General features: G+C 57.9%; 18 protein-coding genes. 14 read left to right on the forward strand and 4 right to left on the reverse strand.

Translation table 11 applies throughout. The features are described from left to right. The first annotated feature begins 77 nt into the window (after positions 1-77). Together AC0YNU_RS30935 and AC0YNU_RS30940 are read left to right on the forward strand one after the other, a co-directional pair. Positions 78-1,307: an MFS transporter gene (locus AC0YNU_RS30935; protein ID WP_475763541.1), complete on the forward strand. Its 1,230-nt coding sequence runs from the start codon at positions 78-80 to the stop codon at positions 1,305-1,307. A gap of 101 nt (positions 1,308-1,408) precedes the next feature. Beyond that, the gene (locus AC0YNU_RS30940; protein ID WP_475763543.1) at positions 1,409-2,455 is read left to right on the forward strand and encodes a Leu/Phe/Val dehydrogenase; all 1,047 of its coding nucleotides are present in this window, start codon (positions 1,409-1,411) and stop codon (positions 2,453-2,455) included. 151 nt (positions 2,456-2,606) lie between these two features. Here AC0YNU_RS30940 and AC0YNU_RS30945 read toward each other — a convergent pair whose 3' ends face one another. Beyond that, positions 2,607-2,816, reverse strand: a complete 210-nt coding sequence (locus AC0YNU_RS30945) for a hypothetical protein (RefSeq protein ID WP_475763545.1) — start codon at positions 2,814-2,816, stop codon at positions 2,607-2,609. Positions 2,817-2,942: 126 nt separating this feature from the next. On the opposite strand from AC0YNU_RS30945, the gene AC0YNU_RS30950 reads away from it, so the two are divergent. After that, complete coding sequence (locus tag AC0YNU_RS30950; RefSeq protein ID WP_475763547.1) at positions 2,943-4,769, forward strand: ABC transporter substrate-binding protein; 1,827 nt, start codon at positions 2,943-2,945, stop codon at positions 4,767-4,769. Here AC0YNU_RS30950 and AC0YNU_RS30955 read toward each other — a convergent pair. Next, complete coding sequence (locus tag AC0YNU_RS30955; RefSeq protein ID WP_475763549.1) at positions 4,766-5,497, reverse strand: alpha/beta hydrolase; 732 nt, start codon at positions 5,495-5,497, stop codon at positions 4,766-4,768. The genes AC0YNU_RS30950 and AC0YNU_RS30955 overlap by 4 nt on opposite strands. A 170-nt stretch (positions 5,498-5,667) precedes the next feature. Between AC0YNU_RS30955 and AC0YNU_RS30960 the strand changes: the two genes are divergently transcribed. Continuing rightward, the gene (locus AC0YNU_RS30960; RefSeq protein ID WP_475763551.1) at positions 5,668-6,207 is read left to right on the forward strand and encodes a YfiT family bacillithiol transferase; all 540 of its coding nucleotides are present in this window, start codon (positions 5,668-5,670) and stop codon (positions 6,205-6,207) included. A gap of 294 nt (positions 6,208-6,501) precedes the next feature. On the opposite strand, the gene yfbR is transcribed toward AC0YNU_RS30960, so the two are convergent. Then, complete coding sequence (yfbR, locus tag AC0YNU_RS30965) at positions 6,502-7,095, reverse strand: 5'-deoxynucleotidase (protein WP_475763553.1); 594 nt, start codon at positions 7,093-7,095, stop codon at positions 6,502-6,504. Between the two features lie 164 nt (positions 7,096-7,259). Here yfbR and AC0YNU_RS30970 point away from each other — a divergent pair, with 164 nt between their 5' ends. The 5 genes from AC0YNU_RS30970 (at position 7,260) to AC0YNU_RS30990 (ending at position 13,374) form a co-directional block, all read left to right on the forward strand. Next, positions 7,260-8,804, forward strand: a complete 1,545-nt coding sequence (locus tag AC0YNU_RS30970) for a fumarate hydratase (RefSeq protein WP_475763555.1) — start codon at positions 7,260-7,262, stop codon at positions 8,802-8,804. Positions 8,805-8,837: 33 nt separating this feature from the next. Beyond that, positions 8,838-9,800, forward strand: a complete 963-nt coding sequence (locus AC0YNU_RS30975) for a bile acid:sodium symporter family protein (RefSeq protein WP_475763557.1) — start codon at positions 8,838-8,840, stop codon at positions 9,798-9,800. Positions 9,801-9,852: 52 nt separating this feature from the next. Then, entirely contained in the window at positions 9,853-11,664 is a 1,812-nt protein-coding gene (gene pnpS, locus AC0YNU_RS30980) for a two-component system histidine kinase PnpS (RefSeq protein ID WP_475763559.1), read from the forward strand. 141 nt (positions 11,665-11,805) lie between these two features. Continuing rightward, a complete protein-coding gene (locus tag AC0YNU_RS30985; RefSeq protein WP_475763561.1) occupies positions 11,806-12,528 on the forward strand; it encodes a response regulator transcription factor in 723 nt (240 codons plus the stop codon). An 81-nt stretch (positions 12,529-12,609) separates the two neighbouring features. Then, positions 12,610-13,374, forward strand: a complete 765-nt coding sequence (locus tag AC0YNU_RS30990) for a sugar phosphate isomerase/epimerase family protein (protein ID WP_475763563.1) — start codon at positions 12,610-12,612, stop codon at positions 13,372-13,374. 61 nt (positions 13,375-13,435) lie between these two features. On the opposite strand, the gene AC0YNU_RS30995 is transcribed toward AC0YNU_RS30990, so the two are convergent. Further along, a complete protein-coding gene (locus AC0YNU_RS30995) occupies positions 13,436-14,305 on the reverse strand; it encodes an AraC family transcriptional regulator (protein ID WP_475763565.1) in 870 nt (289 codons plus the stop codon). Positions 14,306-14,517: 212 nt separating this feature from the next. Between AC0YNU_RS30995 and AC0YNU_RS31000 the strand changes: the two genes are divergently transcribed. The 5 genes from AC0YNU_RS31000 to AC0YNU_RS31020 all read left to right on the forward strand — a co-directional run bounded on the left by AC0YNU_RS31000 (position 14,518) and on the right by AC0YNU_RS31020 (position 19,720). Beyond that, positions 14,518-15,597 (forward strand): Gfo/Idh/MocA family protein, encoded by a 1,080-nt coding sequence (locus AC0YNU_RS31000; RefSeq protein WP_161702151.1) that lies wholly within the window; start codon positions 14,518-14,520, stop codon positions 15,595-15,597. Between the two features lie 398 nt (positions 15,598-15,995). Further along, positions 15,996-16,775 carry an ABC transporter ATP-binding protein gene (locus AC0YNU_RS31005; RefSeq protein WP_475763567.1) on the forward strand — a complete coding sequence of 260 codons (780 nt, stop codon included), beginning with the start codon at positions 15,996-15,998 and terminating at the stop codon, positions 16,773-16,775. A gap of 1 nt (position 16,776) precedes the next feature. Then, positions 16,777-17,586, forward strand: a complete 810-nt coding sequence (locus AC0YNU_RS31010; protein WP_475763569.1) for an ABC transporter permease — start codon at positions 16,777-16,779, stop codon at positions 17,584-17,586. Next, entirely contained in the window at positions 17,583-18,524 is a 942-nt protein-coding gene (locus AC0YNU_RS31015) for an ABC transporter permease (RefSeq protein ID WP_475763571.1), read from the forward strand. Before AC0YNU_RS31010 ends, AC0YNU_RS31015 begins: the two co-directional genes overlap by 4 nt. Positions 18,525-18,649: 125 nt before the next feature. Beyond that, the gene (locus AC0YNU_RS31020) at positions 18,650-19,720 is read left to right on the forward strand and encodes an ABC transporter substrate-binding protein (protein ID WP_475763573.1); all 1,071 of its coding nucleotides are present in this window, start codon (positions 18,650-18,652) and stop codon (positions 19,718-19,720) included. Positions 19,721-19,754: the final 34 nt, after the last annotated feature.

A 19,754-nucleotide genomic window follows, 5' to 3' on the forward strand; every position in this document is an offset into this window, starting at 1 on the left:
CTTTCCTCGGGCGCTGCCTGTGTCTTACAATGACACCAAGCCGACAACGGCTATGCGGTCTAAGGGGACATGGGTGAATGAAGGCAGGAATCGGGCTTCGATGGCAAGCAAGAAGAACGGCTGCTGCAGCGCCGGAAAGACGGCTCGGAAAAGAGGCGGTGACCGCGCTTCTGATTCATGGCTGCTTTCAGTTCGGAGCCTCCATGTCGGGATTGTTTCTGAATTTGTACTTATGGCGGCTTACGCAGGATCTGTATGTCAACGGCGTTTACAACATCATCGTATTTTTGGTTACGCCAGCCGCGTTCGCGATCGGAGGCAAGCTTACGAAGCGCAAGGACCGGATGGTCACTTATCGTCTCGGCATCATGGCGATCGCGGTCTTCTATCTGCTCGTGGTTCTGGCGCAGGAGCACGTCGCGTCATGGTTTATCCCGTTCGCCGTCTTCAACGGCATTGCGGGGGGCTTGTACTGGACCGGCTACCTGGTGCTGATGTACGACGTATCGACGGAGCAGAACCGGGTTCGTTTTCTGGCGGTCAACATGGTCGTGTTCAACTCGGCCGGATTGATCGGACCGGCGCTGGCCGGATTTATTATTCATCTGAGCGGCGGGCTCAGCGGTTATATTTTCGTGTTCCTGATCGCGTTTCTCATGTTCGTCGCGGCGTCGGTCATCAGCTTCCGGATTCCGATGCTCGTCTCGCACCACAAGGCGTATTACTTGAAGCTGATGGGGCTGGTCATGCGGCGCAACTCGCTGTGGGTCAGAGGGCTGGCGGCCTTCCTCGTGCTCGGCTTGTTTCAGGGCATCATGCTCTTCCTGCCCAATATTCTGCTGTTCCAAACCGTCGGCCGCGAGGACCTCGTCGGTTATTTGGGCGTGTTCTTCTCGGCGCTCACCGTCGCTATGGGCTATACGATATCCAGGCGGGTCGGCAAAGAGCCGGTGCGCAAATTCGTGCTGTACTCCTCCGGCGGCATCGTGCTCGGGTCCGTCTTTCTGCTGTACGACGTAACGACATGGACCGTGATCCTATTCATGATCGCTTTCTCGATTTGCAACCCGCTCGCGGTCAATACGCTTACTTCCTATTATTACGGTCTGATCGGCAAGCTGCCGCTCAAAGGTCAGCTCCGGGTCGAATCGGTCGTCATGCGCGAGGCGTTCCTCAACACGGGGCGGGTCGTCTCGATTCTCTTGCTGCTCGTCTTGTCCGGCGATCTGACGTCCTATTGGCTCCCGGTCGTGCTCGTCTTCATGGCCGTCATGCAGTTTGCGCTGTTCTGGCTGATCCGGGAGTAACGGCGGCGGACCTGCTTCCTGCATGTCTTTCCAGCACTTGCCATACATATTTCATCCGTTCGCCTCATACGATGTAGTCTCGTACGAAGGGGGTGTGCGGCATGGACGTCTGGAAGGAAATGAAGCGTCTGCAGGTGGAACAGGTCGTGTTCTGCCAGGAGGAGCAGTCCGGGCTGCAGGCGGTCATCGCCATTCACAGCACGAAGCTGGGGCCGGCGCTGGGCGGCTGCCGGATGTGGGTATATGCCTCGGAGAACGACGCCGTCGCGGACGCGGTCCGGCTGGCGCGCGGCATGACGTATAAGGCTGCCTTCTTCGGACTTCCCTACGGGGGTGGCAAGGCCGTTATCGTGGGCAATCCGTCCACGGACAAAAGCGAAGCGAAATTCCGCGCCCTGGGCCGGTTCATCGAACGGCTGCAGGGACGTTACCTAACGGGCGTCGATCTCGGAACGACGGTACGGGATATGGATTGGATTCGGCTAGAAACGGCGCATGTAACCGATACGACGGGCACGATCATGGCGACGGGCGATTTTACGGCGGAAATGACGGCCTACGGCGTTTTCCTCGGCATGAAGGCATCGGCCGATTTCTTGCTCGGGAACGGCGATCTGAACGGACGGACCGTCGCGGTGCAAGGGCTCGGCAAGGTCGGGTTTCTCTTATGCGGCATGCTCCGCGACGCGGGGGCGAGCCTGATCGTCGCGGACATCGATCAGCTGCTTGTGGATCGGGCGGTGAAGGCGTACCACGCGCGTGCGGTTGCGCCAGACGCGATCTACGGCGAGAGCTGCGATATTTTCGCGCCGTGCGCGCTCGGCGGCATCCTGAACGACGATACGATTCCGAAGCTCCGGTGCGCGATTATCGCGGGCTCGGCCAACAATCAGCTGCTCGAGGAAGCGCGCCACGGCGAGGAACTGGAGCAGCGCGGTATTCTGTACGCGCCGGATTTCGTCATTAATGCAGGCGGCCTCATCATCACGGCCGGGGAGCTGCAAGGGCAGTCCATACCGGAGTTAAAACGCGGCGTGGAGCGCATCTACGGCATGCTGTTGGCGGTATATCGCCGCGCGAGAGTGGAGATCGTACCGACGGGCTTGGCAGCTAAGCTGCTGGCAGAGGAGAAGCTGGCTGCGCCTTGAGGGCCGAATGGTATGAGCAGGGGCGGCAGTAATGTAACAGTAAATGGAACAATAAAAGGAACAATGAAAGGAACAATGAAAGGAACAATGAAAGGAACACTGAATGGAACAGTAAATGGAACAGTCAATGCAAACAGAAAAAGACGGCTCGTCACTCTTCGGAAGAGTCGAGCCGTCTTTCGGTTTGCCGTTTGCGCGCGGCATGGGGAAACCACGAAGCTGCCACGAAGCCGATTGCCGACTTCCGCCTTTTTCCCCTTTCTTCCGTCCCGCTGCCCGACATGAGCGTCTCCAGCTCCTTCTCGACCTGCCGGTACTGCCGCAATTTCGCTTCCGTGTAAGGTACTAAGTATCCATTCATCGCTGCTTCCTCCCTGCGTTCGTTATGACTTTATTATGGGGGCGCGAAAAGAGGATAAAAAGTGTAGAATACAAGATATGGATTTCCCCTTTTAACAAATTCGGGATGGAGAAGGAGGCATGGACCATGCAGGGCATGCATGCGGAACGGTATTTGGAGCTGTATCGGCGCTTCGCGGATCGCGAGACATTCGGGGAGCCGGTCGAAGCAACGCTCGACGAGCTGGCGCAGTCGCTCTTCTGCACGACGCGCAACGCGAAGCTGATTCTTCGCCGGATGGAGGAAGAGGGCTGGATTCATTGGCAGCCCGGTCTAGGACGGGGCAACCGGTCGCAGATCGTTTTCCGGGCGGAGCGGGAGACCGTGCTTCTGGACGCCGCCAAGGCGCTGGCAGGCAAGGAGAGCTACAAGCAGGCGTTCGAGCTCATCCTGGGCCACGGCGAAGGGACGCTGGCCAAGGAGCGCTTTAACGAATGGCTGACGCGGCACTTCGGCTACCGCTCGGAAGGAGCCGGCGGCGAGCGACAGGTGGACACGCTCCGGCTGCCCGTTCACGTGCCGCTCGTGACGTTGGACCCCGCCGAGGTGTATTATTCGTTCGACGCGCATCTCATCCGGCAGCTGTTCGACCGGCTCGTGCGATTCGATCCGGAGACGGATCGGGTAAGCCCGGCGCTGGCGCATGCCTGGGAGTGCTCGCCGGACGCGAAGCGGTGGCGGTTTCATTTGCGCCGGGGCGTATTCTTTCATCACGGGCAGGAGCTGGGCGCCGAAGACGTGCGCTTCACGCTGGAGCGGCTGCGGGAAGATCGTTCGAACAGCTGGCTGCTGCGCAATGTCGTCGCCGTGGAGACGGAGGGGCGATCCGTCACGATCGAGCTGGCCAAGCCAAACCGGATCTTCCATCGTTTCATGTGCTCGACGGCCGCCTCTATTCTGCCCAAAGACATTGTCATGCTGGATGAGGCGTCGTTCTGGCGGCAGCCTTCCGGCACGGGACCCTTTCGATTCGCGGAGTGGAACGAGGATCGGTTCACGCTGAAAGCGAACGCGGATTATTACCTTGGACGCGCGCATTTGGACGGTGTGGTCATCGCTTTCGTGCCGGCGGATCAGGGGACGCAATCGGCGCACTGCTGGGAACGTCTGGCTTTCGACCATGACGACAAGGAGAAGAACGGGGATAGCGGCAGCTGGGCAGAGGTGGAATCGCTGCTGCAGGGATGCATGCTGCTGACCTGGAACCGCCGGAAGGACGGACCGCAGCGGTCGCCGCTCTTCCGCAAGGCGATCGACCTGCTGCTCGATCGGTCACGCATGGTCGAGGAGCTGGGCGAGGAGCGCATGTACGCCGCGCGCGGTTTTCGCCCTGGCGCGCATACGCCGCTCCGCCATGTGCGCTGCGACGCAGCGCAGGCACGGGCGCTTCTGCGCGATGCGGCTTATGGCGGCGAGCCCCTCACGATCCTCACGAGGCCCGTGCATTTGCAAGACGCGGAATGGATTCAGGCGCGCTGCGCGGAATTCGGCGTACCGGCGGAGATACGGCTGCTGGACGGGCATGCCTGTCGCAACGAAGCCGTCCTGCAAGAAGCGGATGCCATTCTGTACAGCCTCGTGTTCGCTGAGGACGAGGTGTGCGAGATCGAGACGTACGAGCAGCGGGGCAGCTTCCTGAACGAGCATATGGATCCCCAACTGTTGGATTGGGCCAAGGAACGGATCGATTTGGCGGTGGCGTCGCCGACTGTGGAACAACGGCGGTTTCTGCTGGACGAAATCGAGGAACGGGTGCGGGAGGAGACGCAAGTACTCTTCCTGCTGCACAAGAAGAGCCACAAAGCGTATAAGCCGAGCCTGCGCGGAATCGCGCTGTCGCCGCTCGGCTGGATCGATTTCAAGGACGTATGGGTACAATCCGGCGAGGGAGAAGCGTCCCTGGAAGGCGCTTAGGACATGCCGCCGAGAAACTCGTGGATCCGCTGCAGCATGCCGAGCGTAATCACATGATTGACCCGCTCGAACGTATGGAACCGAACGAAGTCCGCCGAGCCGGGTCGCTTCGCGAGCTCATCGGCGAAGTATTGCTGGCTGCCGATCGGCACGGTCGCATCTTCCAGGCCATGAAGCAGCAGCAGCGGCTTTGCGGGACCGGAGAGAATGCGTTCGATGGGGTCATGCTGCGACAAAGCTGCATGATCTTCCGGTTCCATTGGCGGCAAGCCGGCCGACTGCCGGAAGATCTCTTCGAATCGCACCCAAGCGCATGAACCGTTAATGACGACCGCCGATCGGATATGCGGCGCGCCCGCGTAGGCTCCGGCGGTAATTATGCCGCCTGCGGAATGTCCGATGACCGTGACGGGAAGATGCGATTCGCGCGCGAGCTCCCCGGCGATGGCGTCCACCTCCTGAACGCTTCGAAGGACGACTTCCCAGAAGTGATTCTGTAAGGTTTCGACTTTCCAATAATCAAGGCTACCCCGTTCACCGTGCCAAGGCAGTTCGGGTACGATGACGTTGTAGCCCCAGCCTGCGATTTGAGCCGCGAAGAAAGCGTAGCTGTCCATTGTGGAGCCCCAGCCGTGCAGCAGCACGATTTGGCCGACAGGCGCGGTCGTGGATGAACAAGTAAGGCAAAGCACGCCGCAAATTTCGCCGCGCTGTTCATGTATATTCAAATGATCTCATCTCCTAAGTAGTGCTGATGGTCTGACAGGATGCAAGGCTTGTCTTGTCTAGCAGTATACTCGATTTGGCCTTCGGTTTCGAATGGCGGCGCTTCTCCTGGCATCCATAAGCCTGTTATACTAAAAGAGACGATAACCATGGAGAATGAGGTGTTTGTACGATGACGGTGGACGTTGAAGTGTTGAAATACCCAATCGGAAAGTTTGCGGCTCCGGCTGAAATTACCGATGCGGTCCGTGCGCAGTGGATTGAAGAAGTCGCGGCGCTGCCCGCTTTGCTGAGAGAAGCTGTCGACGGCTTGTCCGAAGCGCAGCTGGACACGCCATACAGAGACGGCGGCTGGACGGTTCGCCAGGTCGTGCATCATCTTGCGGACAGCCATATCAACAGCTATATGCGGTTCAAGCTGGCGTTGACGGAAGAGAAACCGACCATTAAGCCTTATAATGAAGAACGCTGGGCGGAGCTTCCGGATTCGGTCGGCACGCCGGTCGAGCTGTCGCTGACGCTGATGGACAGTCTGCATGCGCGCTGGGTCAAGCTGCTGGCAAGTCTGAGCGAGACGGAATACAAGCGTGCCTTCGTGCATCCGGAATCCGGCAGAGAGACACCGCTCGACCGCAATCTTGGCATCTACGCTTGGCATGGCAAGCATCACCTGGCGCATATTACGGAGCTTAAGAAGCGGATGGGCTGGTAGGTTCGGAAGCTAAAACGGTTCGCATTCGGCCAGTTAGTTGCAGATTTGCATCTAGTTCGGATTTCAGAAAGAAATCATTGAAAATAAGTGCAGATTTGCAGCTAAGCTAGTTCACCCGTAGCTAATCAGTGCATGAGTTTTACTGTGCTTGTTCGCAAGCTAAACCCATACGAGCTCTGAACTTGAAACAGGCAGTCCCGCGGCGGGACTGCCTGTTTGTTCATGAAATTCATAGAGATGCCATTCGCGAACCCAAAAGCGCACGTTCCCTCAGCCTGCCTGCGGAGCTGCCGACTATTCCGACAGCTCGTCGAGCGTTTTGCTGAAGCTTGGCGCCATTTCGGACAGAAACCAATCGACCTCCTGCATGCCGAGGGCGGAGAGCTTGATCTCGGTCTGTCCTTTCGCCACGGCGAACTCGCGATTGCCGGATGACAGCTCGGATAAGCATTTCATATACGCATCGAGCAGGTCGGCTGCCTTCACCATCTTGACCAGCTCGGCCTGCTCGTCGTCCGCCGGGGAGCCGATGATGAGCGGCTCGTAGGCGTCCCGAAGCGGCTCCGGCACCATGCCGAGCAGCCGCTCCGCGGCCATCGCCTCGATCTCGCGGAAATTCGCGAGCATCTTCGGATTGTGATGCTTGACTGGCGTCGGAATGTCGCCGGTAAACACCTCGGTGGCGTCATGGAACAAGGCCATCGACGCCGCGCGGTCGGCATTGAGCGATTTTCCGAATAGCCGGTTGCCGATCTCGCACAACATATGCGCCAGCAGCGCAACGTGATAGGAATGCTCGGCGACCGTCTCGCGCGTCGTATTGCGCATGAGACTCCAGCGCTCGATGTAGCGCAGGCGGTACATGTAAGCCGTGAAATGACTGTCCATATGGCGTGATGTTCCTTTCCTGCAGGAATTAGGAGGCGGCCGCGGACCGCAAAAGCAGTGTGCCCGCCAAGTTCCGTTGTGGTATGATAGATTATAGTGATTATTATATAAGATTATATAAGGAAAGCCGAAGATCTACTAGAGAGAGGAGCCATATCGGACTCATGCTACATTTTGAACAAAGCGTATACGACCTCATTGTTGAAACTTCAACCAACCTTCCAGGTGATGTCCGGAAGGTTATTCAAGCGGCGCAGGAGGCCGAGGACCGCGCGACGCGCGCGGGCATGTCGCTCTCGACGATCGCCACGAATATCGAAATGGCGGAGAACAACGTGTCTCCGATCTGTCAGGATACGGGCATGCCGACATTCGTCGTGCATACGCCCGTAGGCGCGAACCAAATCATCATGAAGCAGCAGATCCGCACGGCAATCGCGCGCGCGACCAAGGACGGCAAGCTTCGCACGAACTCCGTCGATTCGTTGACGGGCGCCAATACGGGCGATAACCTCGGACCCGGCACGCCGGTCATCCATTTCGAACAGTGGGAGAAGGACGAGATCGACGTCCGTCTGATCCTCAAAGGCGGCGGCTGCGAGAACAAGAACATTCAATACAGCCTGCCGATGGAAATTCCGGGACTCGGCAAGGCGGGCCGCGACCTGGACGGCATCCGCAAATGCATCATGCATGCCGTTTACCAGGCGCAAGGCCAAGGCTGCAGCGCGGGCTTCATCGGCGTCGGCATCGGCGGCGACCGGACGACGGGCTACGAGCTGGCGAAGCAGCAGCTGTTCCGCCACACGGAGGACACGAACGCCATTCCTGAACTGCAGCAGCTTGAAGAATACGTCATGGAGAACGCCAACAAGCTCGGCATCGGCACGATGGGCTTCGGCGGCGCGGTTACGCTGCTCGGCTGCAAAGTCGGCGTCATGAACCGCCTGCCCGCGAGCTACTTCGTCTCGGTCGCGTACAACTGCTGGGCGTACCGCCGTCAAGGCGTGCTGTTGAATGCGGAGAGCGGCGAGATCCAATCGTGGATTTATCCGAGCGGCTCCGATACGCCAATGAAGAACAAGGCGGCGGACGAAGCCGCGGATGCGGTGACGGAGCGCGCCGAGCGCCGCGAGGTCGTGCTGAACACGCCGCTGTCGGAAGCGGACGTACGCAGCCTGAAGGTTGGCGACATCGTCATCATCAACGGCGAAATGCATACGGGCCGCGACGCGATCCACCATCATCTGATGGATCACGATGCGCCGATCGACTTGAACGGTTCCGTCATCTACCACTGCGGACCGGTCATGATGAAGGACGAAGCGGGCTGGCACGTCAAAGCGGCCGGACCGACGACGAGCGCGCGGGAGGAGCCATACCAAGGCGACATCATCAAGAAATTCGGCATCCGCGCCGTCATCGGCAAGGGCGGCATGGGAGCGAAGACGCTCGCCGCGCTGCAGGATCATGGAGCGGTCTACCTGAACGCGATCGGCGGCGCCGCGCAGTATTACGCGGAATGCTTCAAGAACGTCAACGGCGTCGACTTCATGGAATTCGGCATTCCGGAAGCGATGTGGCATCTGAAGACGGAAGGCTTCGCCGCGGTCGTCACGATGGATTCGCACGGCAACAGCCTCCATGCGGACGTCGACAAGGATTCCTTCGCGAAGCTGGAGCAATTCAAAGCGCCGGTATTCAAGTAATTCCAATCGATACAGATGCAGAAGGGATGTCTTATGCGCAGCCTCGGACTCGCCTTTAATGCCAGATTTGAACAATGGATGTTTCTTATTATCCCCGGATCACTCGTCCTGGGATTCTTTTTTTCTTCGCATCTGCAGCGCCTTGTGCCTGCCGTGCCTTATCTGTTCGCGTACGTGACGCTGACCATGGCGATCGGCTGCGGACTGGCGCAGTTGCGCGAGGTCATGCGCCGGCCAGGCGTCCTGATACTGACCTTTCTGATCGCGCATGTGCTGTCGCCGATCATTGCTTACGGTATCGGTACGCTGTTCTTCGGCGCGGATTCGCCTTATGTCGTCGGTCTCGTCCTGTTCACGATTATTCCGCTCGGCGTCTCCACGGTACTGTGGGTAGGCATGTCGGGCGGCAGCATTCCGCTCATGCTGGCGATGGTCGTCATCGATTCCGCGCTCAGCCCGATCGTCGTACCCGGAGGGGTCCATCTGCTGTTTCATCAGGAGATACAGACGGACACGAGTCAAATGATCAACGATTTGCTGCTCATTATCGTGGTCCCGACGATCATCGGCGTTGCGTTGTACGAGCTGTCCAAAGGCCGCATTCAGGCGGCGGTTAAGCCGATTGCGGCGCCGCTCTCGAAGCTCTGCTTCGTCGGCGTCGTCATGCTGAACGCGGCGGCGATTGCGCCTTACACGGAGCAGCTGCAGGGCGATCTGCTGCGGCTCATCCCGCTTTCGCTCGTTATGGTGGGCATTTGCTACGCTGTCGGTTATTTCGGGACGATGCGCTATCGTGACCGGGAGCTGCAGGTGACGGTGTCCTATGCGACGGGGATGCGGAACATTTCGCTCGGCATCGTGATCGCCATGGCCTACTTCAGCCCGTTGACGGCCGTTCCGGTCGTGCTGTCCATTCTGATCCAACAACCGCTGGCTACGGTGCATCATTATGTTTTACAAAAGCTTCATAATTCGACAGCTGGCGCAGAAAGCTAAGTGGAAGTACGATGGTCAGTGAAGGAAAAGGGCCTGGAGGTTGAGAAGAACGATGAGCAGCTTTCGCGTGCGGCTCACGCTGATTCTGATCGTGATGATCGGACTCGCGGTGCTGGCCGCCGGATTATTCATGGGCAAGACCTACAGGGACAACCATCTGGAAGCTCTTCAGGACAACATGGTTCGGGAGATGAAAGTCATCCTGGACGGCATGGAATGGAAGCAGGGAAATCCGGATGAGCTGTTCGCGTACTACACGGAGGAAGCGAAGCATCTAAAATCCATCACGGATACCCGGGTTACGTTCGTCCGCGGCGACGGGGTCGTGCTTGGCGATTCCGATCACGATCCGGAGACGATGGATAATCATTTGACCCGGAAGGAAATCATTCAGGCGAAGAAGGACGGCATCGGCCGAACGACCCGCTACAGCGATACGATCAAGCAAAATCTGCTGTACGTCGCCATGCTCGTCAAGCCGTCCGATCCGAATTCGGACATCATTCGGCTGGCGCTCAGCCTGAAGAAGGCGGACGAGAGCGTGCAGCGGATCTGGGCGGCGCTTCTGATGGGACTGGTCGTTCTGTTCGCGGTCGCGGCGCTGATCAGTTATCGGGTTGCGCTCGGTTTGACGCGGCCGCTGGAGCAGATCACGCGGGTATCCAAACGGATCAAGAATCTCGATTATCGTGCCCGCGTCACCGTGAAGAGCAACGACGAGATCGGCGAGCTCGGATTGGCGATCAATGCGATGGCGGACAGCCTGCAGGAACAGATGACGCGCATACATCAGAACGAAAGCCAGCTGGCTTCCGTGCTCGACAATATGATCAACGGCGTCGTCATGATCGATGCCAAAGGAACGATCGTGCTGCTCAACCGGAGGGCCGAGGAAGTGCTCGGGTTCTCCGCGCGCGAGCTGGTCGGCCATCATTACGCCTCGGCGAAGCAGCAGTACGAGCTGTCGCAAATCATTCAGGAAGCCATGGAACGCAGGGAGCATCTGCGCGACGAGGTGACGTTCTATTTTCCGGAGGAGCGGCTGCTGGATCTCAATCTGGTGCCGATTATCGAGGATAATGACGAATTCGGCGGCGTGCTGCTCGTGCTGCAGGACGTGACGGCGATCCGCAGGCTGGAACGGATGCGCAGCGAGTTCGTCGCGAACGTCTCGCATGAATTGAAGACGCCGATTACGGCGGTCAAGGGCTTCGCCGAGACGCTGCTCGGCGGCGCGGTCGACGATCCGGAGACGGCCCGTTCGTTCCTGCAAATCATTTACGATGAAAGCGACCGCTTGAACCGCCTTATCGGCGATATCCTGGAACTGTCCAAGATCGAGTCGCGCAGAGTGCCGCTGCAGTTCTCGCCGATCGAGCTTTCCTCGTTCGTCGGCAAGACGATGGAGCTTATGAGCGCGGAAGCGGTTCGCAAGCAGATCCGCGTATCGGCGAAGGTGGAACCGGGACTCTACGTGGAAGCGGACGAAGACCGTTTGCGACAGATCGTCATGAATCTGCTGGGGAACGGCATCGCCTATACGTCGGAAGGCGGCAGCGTCTCGATCGTCGTGGAGCCCGTGCACGATCCGAACGGGGGGTTGGACGAGGAAGGCTTGGAGAATTACGAGCATATTCGCATTTATATTTCCGATACGGGTATGGGCATTCCTAAGAAGGATCTGCCGCGTATCTTCGAACGCTTCTACCGAGTCGACAAGGCGAGATCGCGAAGCTCCGGCGGGACAGGACTCGGTCTCTCCATCGTCAAGCATTTGGTGGAATTGCACAAAGGAACGATTACCGTTGAAAGCAAATTGGGCGTCGGGTCAACCTTCATGATCGAGCTTCCCGTTCTTCAGTAGCGGAGGCCGAACCAGCGGGGGCTGCCCTCGTCCAAGCTGATCCGGCGGGGGCTTACTCTTTGCCGGAAACAGTGCTATGATAGTGTAAAGAAACATGAAGACCATGCTGCATGAAAGCGGCGTGGCAGCCGGGGGGTCAACATGACGCAAAAAGTGTTGGTCATTGAGGACGAGCCGACATTGGCAAGACTGCTTTCGTACAACTTGTCGCAGGAAGGGTACGACACCACCGTGATCGATCACGGTGCGGAGGGTCTGCAGGTAGCGCTGCAGCGCTCGTTTGACCTTATCATTCTCGATATTATGCTGCCCGGTATGAATGGGTTTGAAATTTTGTCCCGTCTGCGGCAGAACGGCAACCGGACGCCCGTCATCGTACTGACGGCCCGCAATGCCGAAGAAGAAGTCGTGCAGGGGTTGAAACGCGGCGCCGACGATTACATGACGAAGCCGTTCGGCGTTGCCGAGCTGCTCGCTCGCGTATCGGCCGTGCTGCGCCGGACCGGCCAAGACGACGGCAAGCTGACGGAAACGACGGACAAGGTCATTACGGCCGGCGATCTCTCAATCTATCCGGAGCGCTACGAGGTTGTTCTGAACGGCGAGACGGTGCCCTTGCGGCCGAAGGAATTCGAAGTGCTGCTGTATCTCGTGCAGCGTCCGGGCATGGTTATCACCCGCGACGATCTCATGAACGTCGTGTGGGGCTTCGATTACATCGGCGGACAACGGACGGTCGACGTGCATGTCAGCTCGCTGCGTAAGAAGCTGGAGCTCGGACAGCAGTCCGTCGAGATCGAATCGATACGCGGCGTCGGCTACAAGCTCGTCATGCCCAAGAAGCTCGGATCATCGAACGGATGATTCGAGCTTTTTGTTTTGCTTGACGCATCGGCTGGAAGTGGTACATTTTTCTATGTACATAATTATGGAGGTGTTTTGGACATGATTACCTATGGATGGTGCAGAGGCATCGAGGACGCGGATTTACTGAAACGGCTGGGTTACGACTATATCGAATGCACGGTGGTCTCGCTGCAAGTGGAGAACGCCGATGCGCATCGTGAAGCGCTGTCAGCCTATTTGGAGAGTCCGCTGCCTGTAAGCGCATTCAGCGTAATGTTCCCCGGAGACCTGAGGCTGATCGGACCCGACAGGGATGCAGAGCGCACGAGAAGGTACATTCACGCCGCGGCGGAGGCGATGCACCGGATCGGAGCCCGGACCGTCGTGCTTGGAAGCGGACGTTCGCGGAACGTGCCGGATGGCTGGGAGCTTGCAAGAGGCGAGGAACAGATGCTGCATACGCTGGAGTGGATTGCGGAGGATTTCAAAGGCACGGGCCTGACGCTTGCCATCGAGCCGTTGAACAAGAAGGAATGCAACTTCATCAACAGCGTCGACGACGCCGTAGCGATCGCGAAGCAGATTAATCATCCCGCTATCCGCGTGCTGGCGGATTTCTATCACATGGACGAAGAAGGCGAAGCGCTGGACACCTTGACGAGAAATAAGGACTGGCTTGCGCACATCCATCTTGCGGACACGGGAAGATTGTCGCCGGGTACGGGGGCATATCCTTACGCGGAGTTTGCCGCCCAATTGAAGGCGGCAGGTTACGAGGGAATGATGTCGGCGGAATGCTCGGTCAGCGAGCCCGAGCAGGAGCTGGAGGCGAGTCTTGCTTTCATGAAGCGGACGTTCGGCTAGAACTTGCAGCCAATAAGGTGCGAGCCGGCAGGGACTAGAACCCCCCGCTGTGGGCCTGATCCTAAGCCCGGTTCCACTCCAGCATTTTCTTCTGGAATTGCTTCGGCGAGCAATCGTTGTATTTCTTGAACATTTTGTAGAAATGCGCCATGTTCGGCATGCCGATCCGGTCGCCGACCTCCGAGATGCTGAGATCCTTCGTGAGCAGAATCCGTTCCGCCCATTTGATTTTGCGGTAATTGACGTATTCGGTGAAGGACAGGCCGATCGCCTTTTTGAAAAATTTGACGAAGTAGTAGTAGCTCATATTGGCGAGCTTGGACACTTCCTCGACCTGAATGCGGTCGGTCAAATGCTCTTCCACGTAATCGATGACGCCTCGCAGTCGGGCGCGATCGAAGTCCTCGTGATCGGCCAGGACGCGCTTCTCGTCGTTGCGGATGAGGATCAGGAGCAGCTTCTTGATCAACATGCTGACGGCGAGCTCGTAGCCGTTCTGCTTGACCGTGACCTCTTCCAGGACGGACTGGATGCAAGCCGCCGCATCGGCGCGAGCCGTCTCGTTTTCTTGGAAAATATAGTTCGCGCGGCTAAGCGGGTTCTTGGTTTCCGAGAAGAACCGCATGTACGGCATGGAGCTTTGGTCGATAAAATGCTCCAGGTCGAATTGCAGCACGATGTAATTGAGCGGACTGCTCAGACTGCGGTCGCGATGCAGCTGCCTGGAGCCGATAAGGGCGATGTCGCCGCTTTGGAGCCGGACGACTTCATCCTCAATATTCACGTCAAGCTCGCCGTGCAGGACGAGCAGCAATTCGATCTCCCGATGATAATGCCAATTAATGAACAAGTCGTTGTTACGCAGGGACTGATTCACTTTGATTGACAATAGAGGGTTTTCATAAACGACCTTCTCATTGTAAAATTCCACGGGACCATCCCTTCGACAGCAAAATCACATAAAAGCAGGCCATGAAAAGGCCTATATTTTTCGGTGGGGCTTGCACTATACTAGTTCTAGTGTGTGTCTCACGGACAGCTTGGCATGCGGCTTTCAAAGATTCTTTGATTGCCTCGTCGAACTGACATGAATGCGCATACTACAAATTATATCATTTCCCGACTTATGGAGGTAGAAATTTAATGGCAAAGGCACGCGTAGGTATTATCGGCTGCGGCGGTATCGCGAACGGCAAACATCTTCCAAGCTTGTCCCAAGTAAAAGAAGCTGAAATCGTAGCATTCTGCGATATCATCGTCGAGAAAGCAGAGCAAGCGAAAGCGAAATACGGCACTGAAGAAGCGAAAGTATACGCTGACTATAAAGAACTTCTCCAAGACAAAACGATCGACGTGATCCACGTTTGTACGCCAAACGATTCTCACGCGGTTATTTCCATCGACGCCCTGGAAGCCGGCAAACACGTACTTTGCGAGAAGCCAATGGCTAAAACGGCCGCAGACGCTCGCAAAATGCTTGAAGTTGCGAAACGTACGGGCAAAAAACTCAGCATCGGCTACAACAACCGTTACCGTGCTGACAGCCGTTACCTGAAAGAAGTTTGCCAATCCGGCGAACTTGGCGAAATCTACTTCGCAAAAGCACATGCTATTCGTCGTCGTGCCGTTCCGACTTGGGGCGTATTCCTGGACGAAGAAAAACAAGGCGGCGGCCCGCTTATCGATATCGGCACGCATGCGCTTGACCTTGTCCTGTGGATGATGGACAACTACGAGCCGGCTGTCGTACTTGGCCGCGCGTACCACAAACTGTCCCAAACCGAGAATGCAGCAAACGCTTGGGGTCCTTGGGATCCAGCGAAATTCACGGTTGAAGATTCCGCGTTTGCCATGATCACGATGAAAAACGGCGCAACCGTTATCCTCGAATCCAGCTGGGCGCTGAACTCCCTTGAAGTCGACGAAGCTAAAGTATCCCTGAGCGGTACGAAAGCCGGCGCCGACATGAAAGACGGACTTCGCATCAACGGCGAGCAAAACAGCCGTCTGTACGTGAAAAACGTTGAGCTGAACAGCGGCGGCGTTGCCTTCTACGAAGGTGCTAGCGAAACTGCTGAAGTACTGGAAGCAGCTTGGTGGATCGATGCCGTATTGAACGACAAAGAAACGTTCGTGAAACCGGAGCAAGCGCTCGTCGTTTCCGAAATTCTTGAAGCGATCTACGAATCGTCCAGCACTGGCAAAGCGGTTTACTTCGAATAGGAAATCGCGGCATTGCCGCTCGAAAGCCCAAGGCGTTTGACGCCTTGGGCTTTTTTTGTCGTTTGGAAGGAAGAAGCGTAGCGAATCATGCATCTATCTACCAGCCACTCGTATTTAATGCTGGATGGAGTCAGAGGATCAACACTGCATACCGCAGCTATCAGCAGAGGCATCTAAGCGCAGGTTTCCTAACATCGGATAGCGCTTACTTAGACAGGATGACCGATTCGAGGCGATATGATTTGACGATATGTCTAATGAATCGCCCAAGGACGCGCGGTAACATGGAAGCATCACGTTAAATAGTCGGAAAATTAACTATATTCAATCTATTCATGTCAGGAAGCCTGACTCGCGAAGCGCATAATGGGAATTACATAGTCAAAGGAGAGATGCGGATGATCCAGGCGGCTGGAACCCCGGAAATCGAACTGGACAATATCGGCATGCGATATCTGTCGGACGCGTCCGAAGTGGTCGCGCTTCAAAGCGTCAGCCTGGCTATCGCAAAAGGAGAGTTCGTCTCCTTGCTCGGTCCATCGGGCTGCGGCAAGACGACGCTGCTCCGCTTAATGGCCGATCTGATTCAGCCGACAGCCGGCTCGCTCAAGGTTGCGGGCAAGACAGCCAAGGAGGCACGGTTAGCTCGGAAATACGGCATCGTATTCCAGCATCCGGCGTTGTACGACTGGCGCAAGGTGGAGCGCAACATAACGCTTCCTCTCGAGCTGACAGGGACCCCGAAGTCCGAACGGAGAAAGCGGGCCGGGGAACTGCTGGAGCTTGTCGGTCTGCAGGCGTTCGCCGACAAGTATCCGTGGCAGCTGAGCGGCGGCATGCAGCAGCGAGTCGCCATCGCCAGAGCGCTGGCGGTGGAGCCTGAGATTTTGCTGATGGATGAGCCCTTCTCGGCGCTGGATGAATTTTCGCGCGAACGGCTGAACGAAGAGCTGCTGTCGATTTGGAGCAAGGTCGGCAATACGATCGTGTTCGTCACGCACAGCATATCGGAATCGATCTTCCTCTCCGACCGGGTATTCGTCCTGTCCCCGCATCCCGGTAGGCTGTCCGCCGTCATCGAAATTCCGCTGCCCCGTCCCCGAACGAAGGCGATGCGGAACAGTCCGGCTTTCTTCGAGCTCGTCGCCAAAATCCGCGACAGCTTCGAGGGGCTTTAACATGGGAGCCGCGAAATGGATTCGGAGGGGAAGATGGCTGCCTGCCGCCACATGGCTGATCGGACTGCTCGTACTGTGGGAGGCGCTATCCTGGCTGCTTCTTCACATGGAGGTTTCGCTGGCGCAATCTAAGCTTCCGTACGTGCACAAGCTTGCCGGGACTTTCGGCGATTACGGCGGGACGCTGATGAAAGAAGGGAGCGCCACCTTCGCCGATGCGGGGCTCGGCTTCGCGCTGGGCGCCTTGGCCGGCGCATTGCTCGCCATCCTGATGAGCATGTCAAAATGGATCGAGCGGCTGGCATTCCCGTATGCGGTCGCCTCCCAAATGATACCGATCCTCGGGCTGGCTCCTATCCTGTACGGCATCGTCCGGGACGAGGAATGGGCGCGCATTCTGATCGCGGGCTACATTACGTTCTTCCCCGTGGCCATTAATATGCTCCGCGGGCTGCGAAGCGTGGAGCGTTCGGCGCTCGAGCTGCTGTATTCCTACGCCGCGCCGACATGGCAGATCTATTGGAAGCTGCGGCTTCCGGCTTCGCTGCCGGGCCTGTTCAGCGGCTTGAAAATCGCCGCCCCGCTCGCCGTGACAGGGGCGATTCTCGTCGAGCTGATGGGTGCGCGCCGCGGCATCGGCGTACTCATGCTCCGCAATTTATATTACGGACCGTCGCATGCCTACATGTTCTGGGCGACGGTGCTCGTCGGCGTATTGCTGGGCATCGCCAGCTACGGCCTCATCCAATTGGCCGAACGGCTGGCTGCGCCGTGGCAGCCGGAGTTCCGGCAAGGAGGAGGCGGCGAATGATGGAGAATGAGACGCCTGCTGCCGCGGCTAAAAGAAATCCCAATAAGACGCCTGCTATTGCGGCAAAACAGAATGACCTTCCGCTCGCCGTCAGCCCGGAAGGCGTATCGGGCATTCATCCGGCGCCTGTATCGGGTCGGCATGTCCGGCCAAAGCGCCATCACCGCGACAGCAGAAACACGCTTTTGCAGATCGGATTTCCATTGCTTGGCGGCCTGCTCTTCCTGGCGGCTTGGCAGCTGCAGCTCTTCCACCAGCTGTTCGGTCTCAAGCTGTACCAGCTCCCGATTCCGTCGGCGATCGGCGAAGCGATCCGCGAGAATGCGAGCCTGCTGTTGTCGTACACCCGATATACGTTAACGGAAGCCGTATGGGGCATGCTGATGGGCTCGGCCGCGGGGTTTCTGGTCGCCGTCGCCGCGGCAGCCGCACCGCGCTGGGGCGCCGGCGCGCTCATGCTCGTCTCCTCGCTCAACGCCGTCCCGATCGTCGCGCTGGCGCCGATCATGAATCTATGGTTCGGCGGCGGCATGGGCTCGCGGGCCGCCATCGTCGCCGCGGTCACGATGGCGGCGATGGCCATCAATGCGCACAAAGGCATGCGCATGGTCGATCCGCTCTCGGTTGACCTCATGCACGCCATGGCAGCAAGCAAAAGGCAGCAGTTCCTCAAGCTGCGCATTCCGAATGCGCTGCCTTACGTGTTCTCCGCGCTCAAAATCAACGCGACCGCCAGCATGATCGGCGCCATCGTGGGCGAGTTTTTCTTTTCCTCCCGCGGCATCGGCTACTTGCTGTCCAATTCCATCAAGGTTGCCAAAATGCCGCTCGGCTGGTCCTGCATCGTCGTTGCGGCCGTCGCCGGAATTCTCTTTTATGCCGTCATAGAAGGACTAGAGCGAGTATTCATGAAGTGGCATCCTTCCCAGCGAAGCTGAAGTTGTGACAACCGGCCGAAACGGAGCGCGTCGCCGCCCGCCGCCACGCCGATCGCATAAACCCGCACGGATCCAAGCCATACTGTGCACGGCCGCTTGTTACTTAGCCAAGGGAGAGATGATGGATGAGAGAGAAGAAACGGGTTAATCGCAGGACAAAGTCGATGGCCGTCGTGATGGCGGCAGCGCTTGCGCTGGTCGTCTCCGCATGCGGCAGCGGCAACAATGAGCCGACTGCCGGGCCGGCTGGCAGCTCGAATGCGAGCGCCGATCCGGTCAAGGTCAAGCTGCAGCTCAAGTGGGTGCCGCAAGCGCAGTTTGCCGGGTATTTCATGGCGATGGACAAAGGCTATTACAAGGATGAAGGGCTGGACGTGGAGATACTGCCCGGCGGACCGGATATCGTGCCGGAACAGCAGGTGGCGAACGGCGCAGCCGATATCGGCGTCGATTGGGTAGCCAGTCTGCTGGCGCATCAGGAGCAGGGGCTGCCGCTGGTCGAGATCTCGCAGGTGTTCCAGCGAAGCGGGCTTGTGCTCGTCTCCAAGAAAACCGCGGGCATCACCGGGCCGGCCGACATGAAGGGCAAGAAGATCGGCAACTGGATGGGCGGCAACGAGTTCGAGCTGCTCGCGCTGTTCGATAAGCTGAAGCTCGATCCGAACAAGGATATCGCGTTCACGAAGCAGGGCTTCACGATGGATCAATTTCTGACCGGCGAGATCGATGCGGCATCGGCCATGACGTACAACGAATATCAGGTCGTGCTGGAGCAGGGCATTCCCGCAACGGATCTGAATGTCATCGACATGAACGCGGAAGGCGTCGCGATGCTGGAGGACAATTTGTTCGCCAATAAAGACTGGCTGGCGAAGAACAAGGAGACGGCGGCCAAGTTCGTCCGGGCTTCGCTGAAAGGCTGGAAGGACGCGATCGCCGACCCGGCCGCAGCCGTCGACAGCGTCATGAAGCAGGTCGAGGACGGCAGCACCTCCAAGGACCATCAGCTGAAAATGATGGAGGAAGTCGCGAAGCTGATCCTCCCCGAAGGCTTCGACGAGGCGAAGTTGGGTTACATCGACGATGCGATGTTCAAGCAAACGGCGGATATCGCCTTGAAATTCGGCGTCATCAAGAAGGCAGCCGATCTGAAGCAGGCCTACACGAACGAAATCGTGGAGATGGCGATGAAATAGGGATGACCGGCATGAAGTCAGGATCGGAGGCGGT

The sequence above is a fragment of the Paenibacillus sp. J31P316 genome, assembly GCF_056269105.1.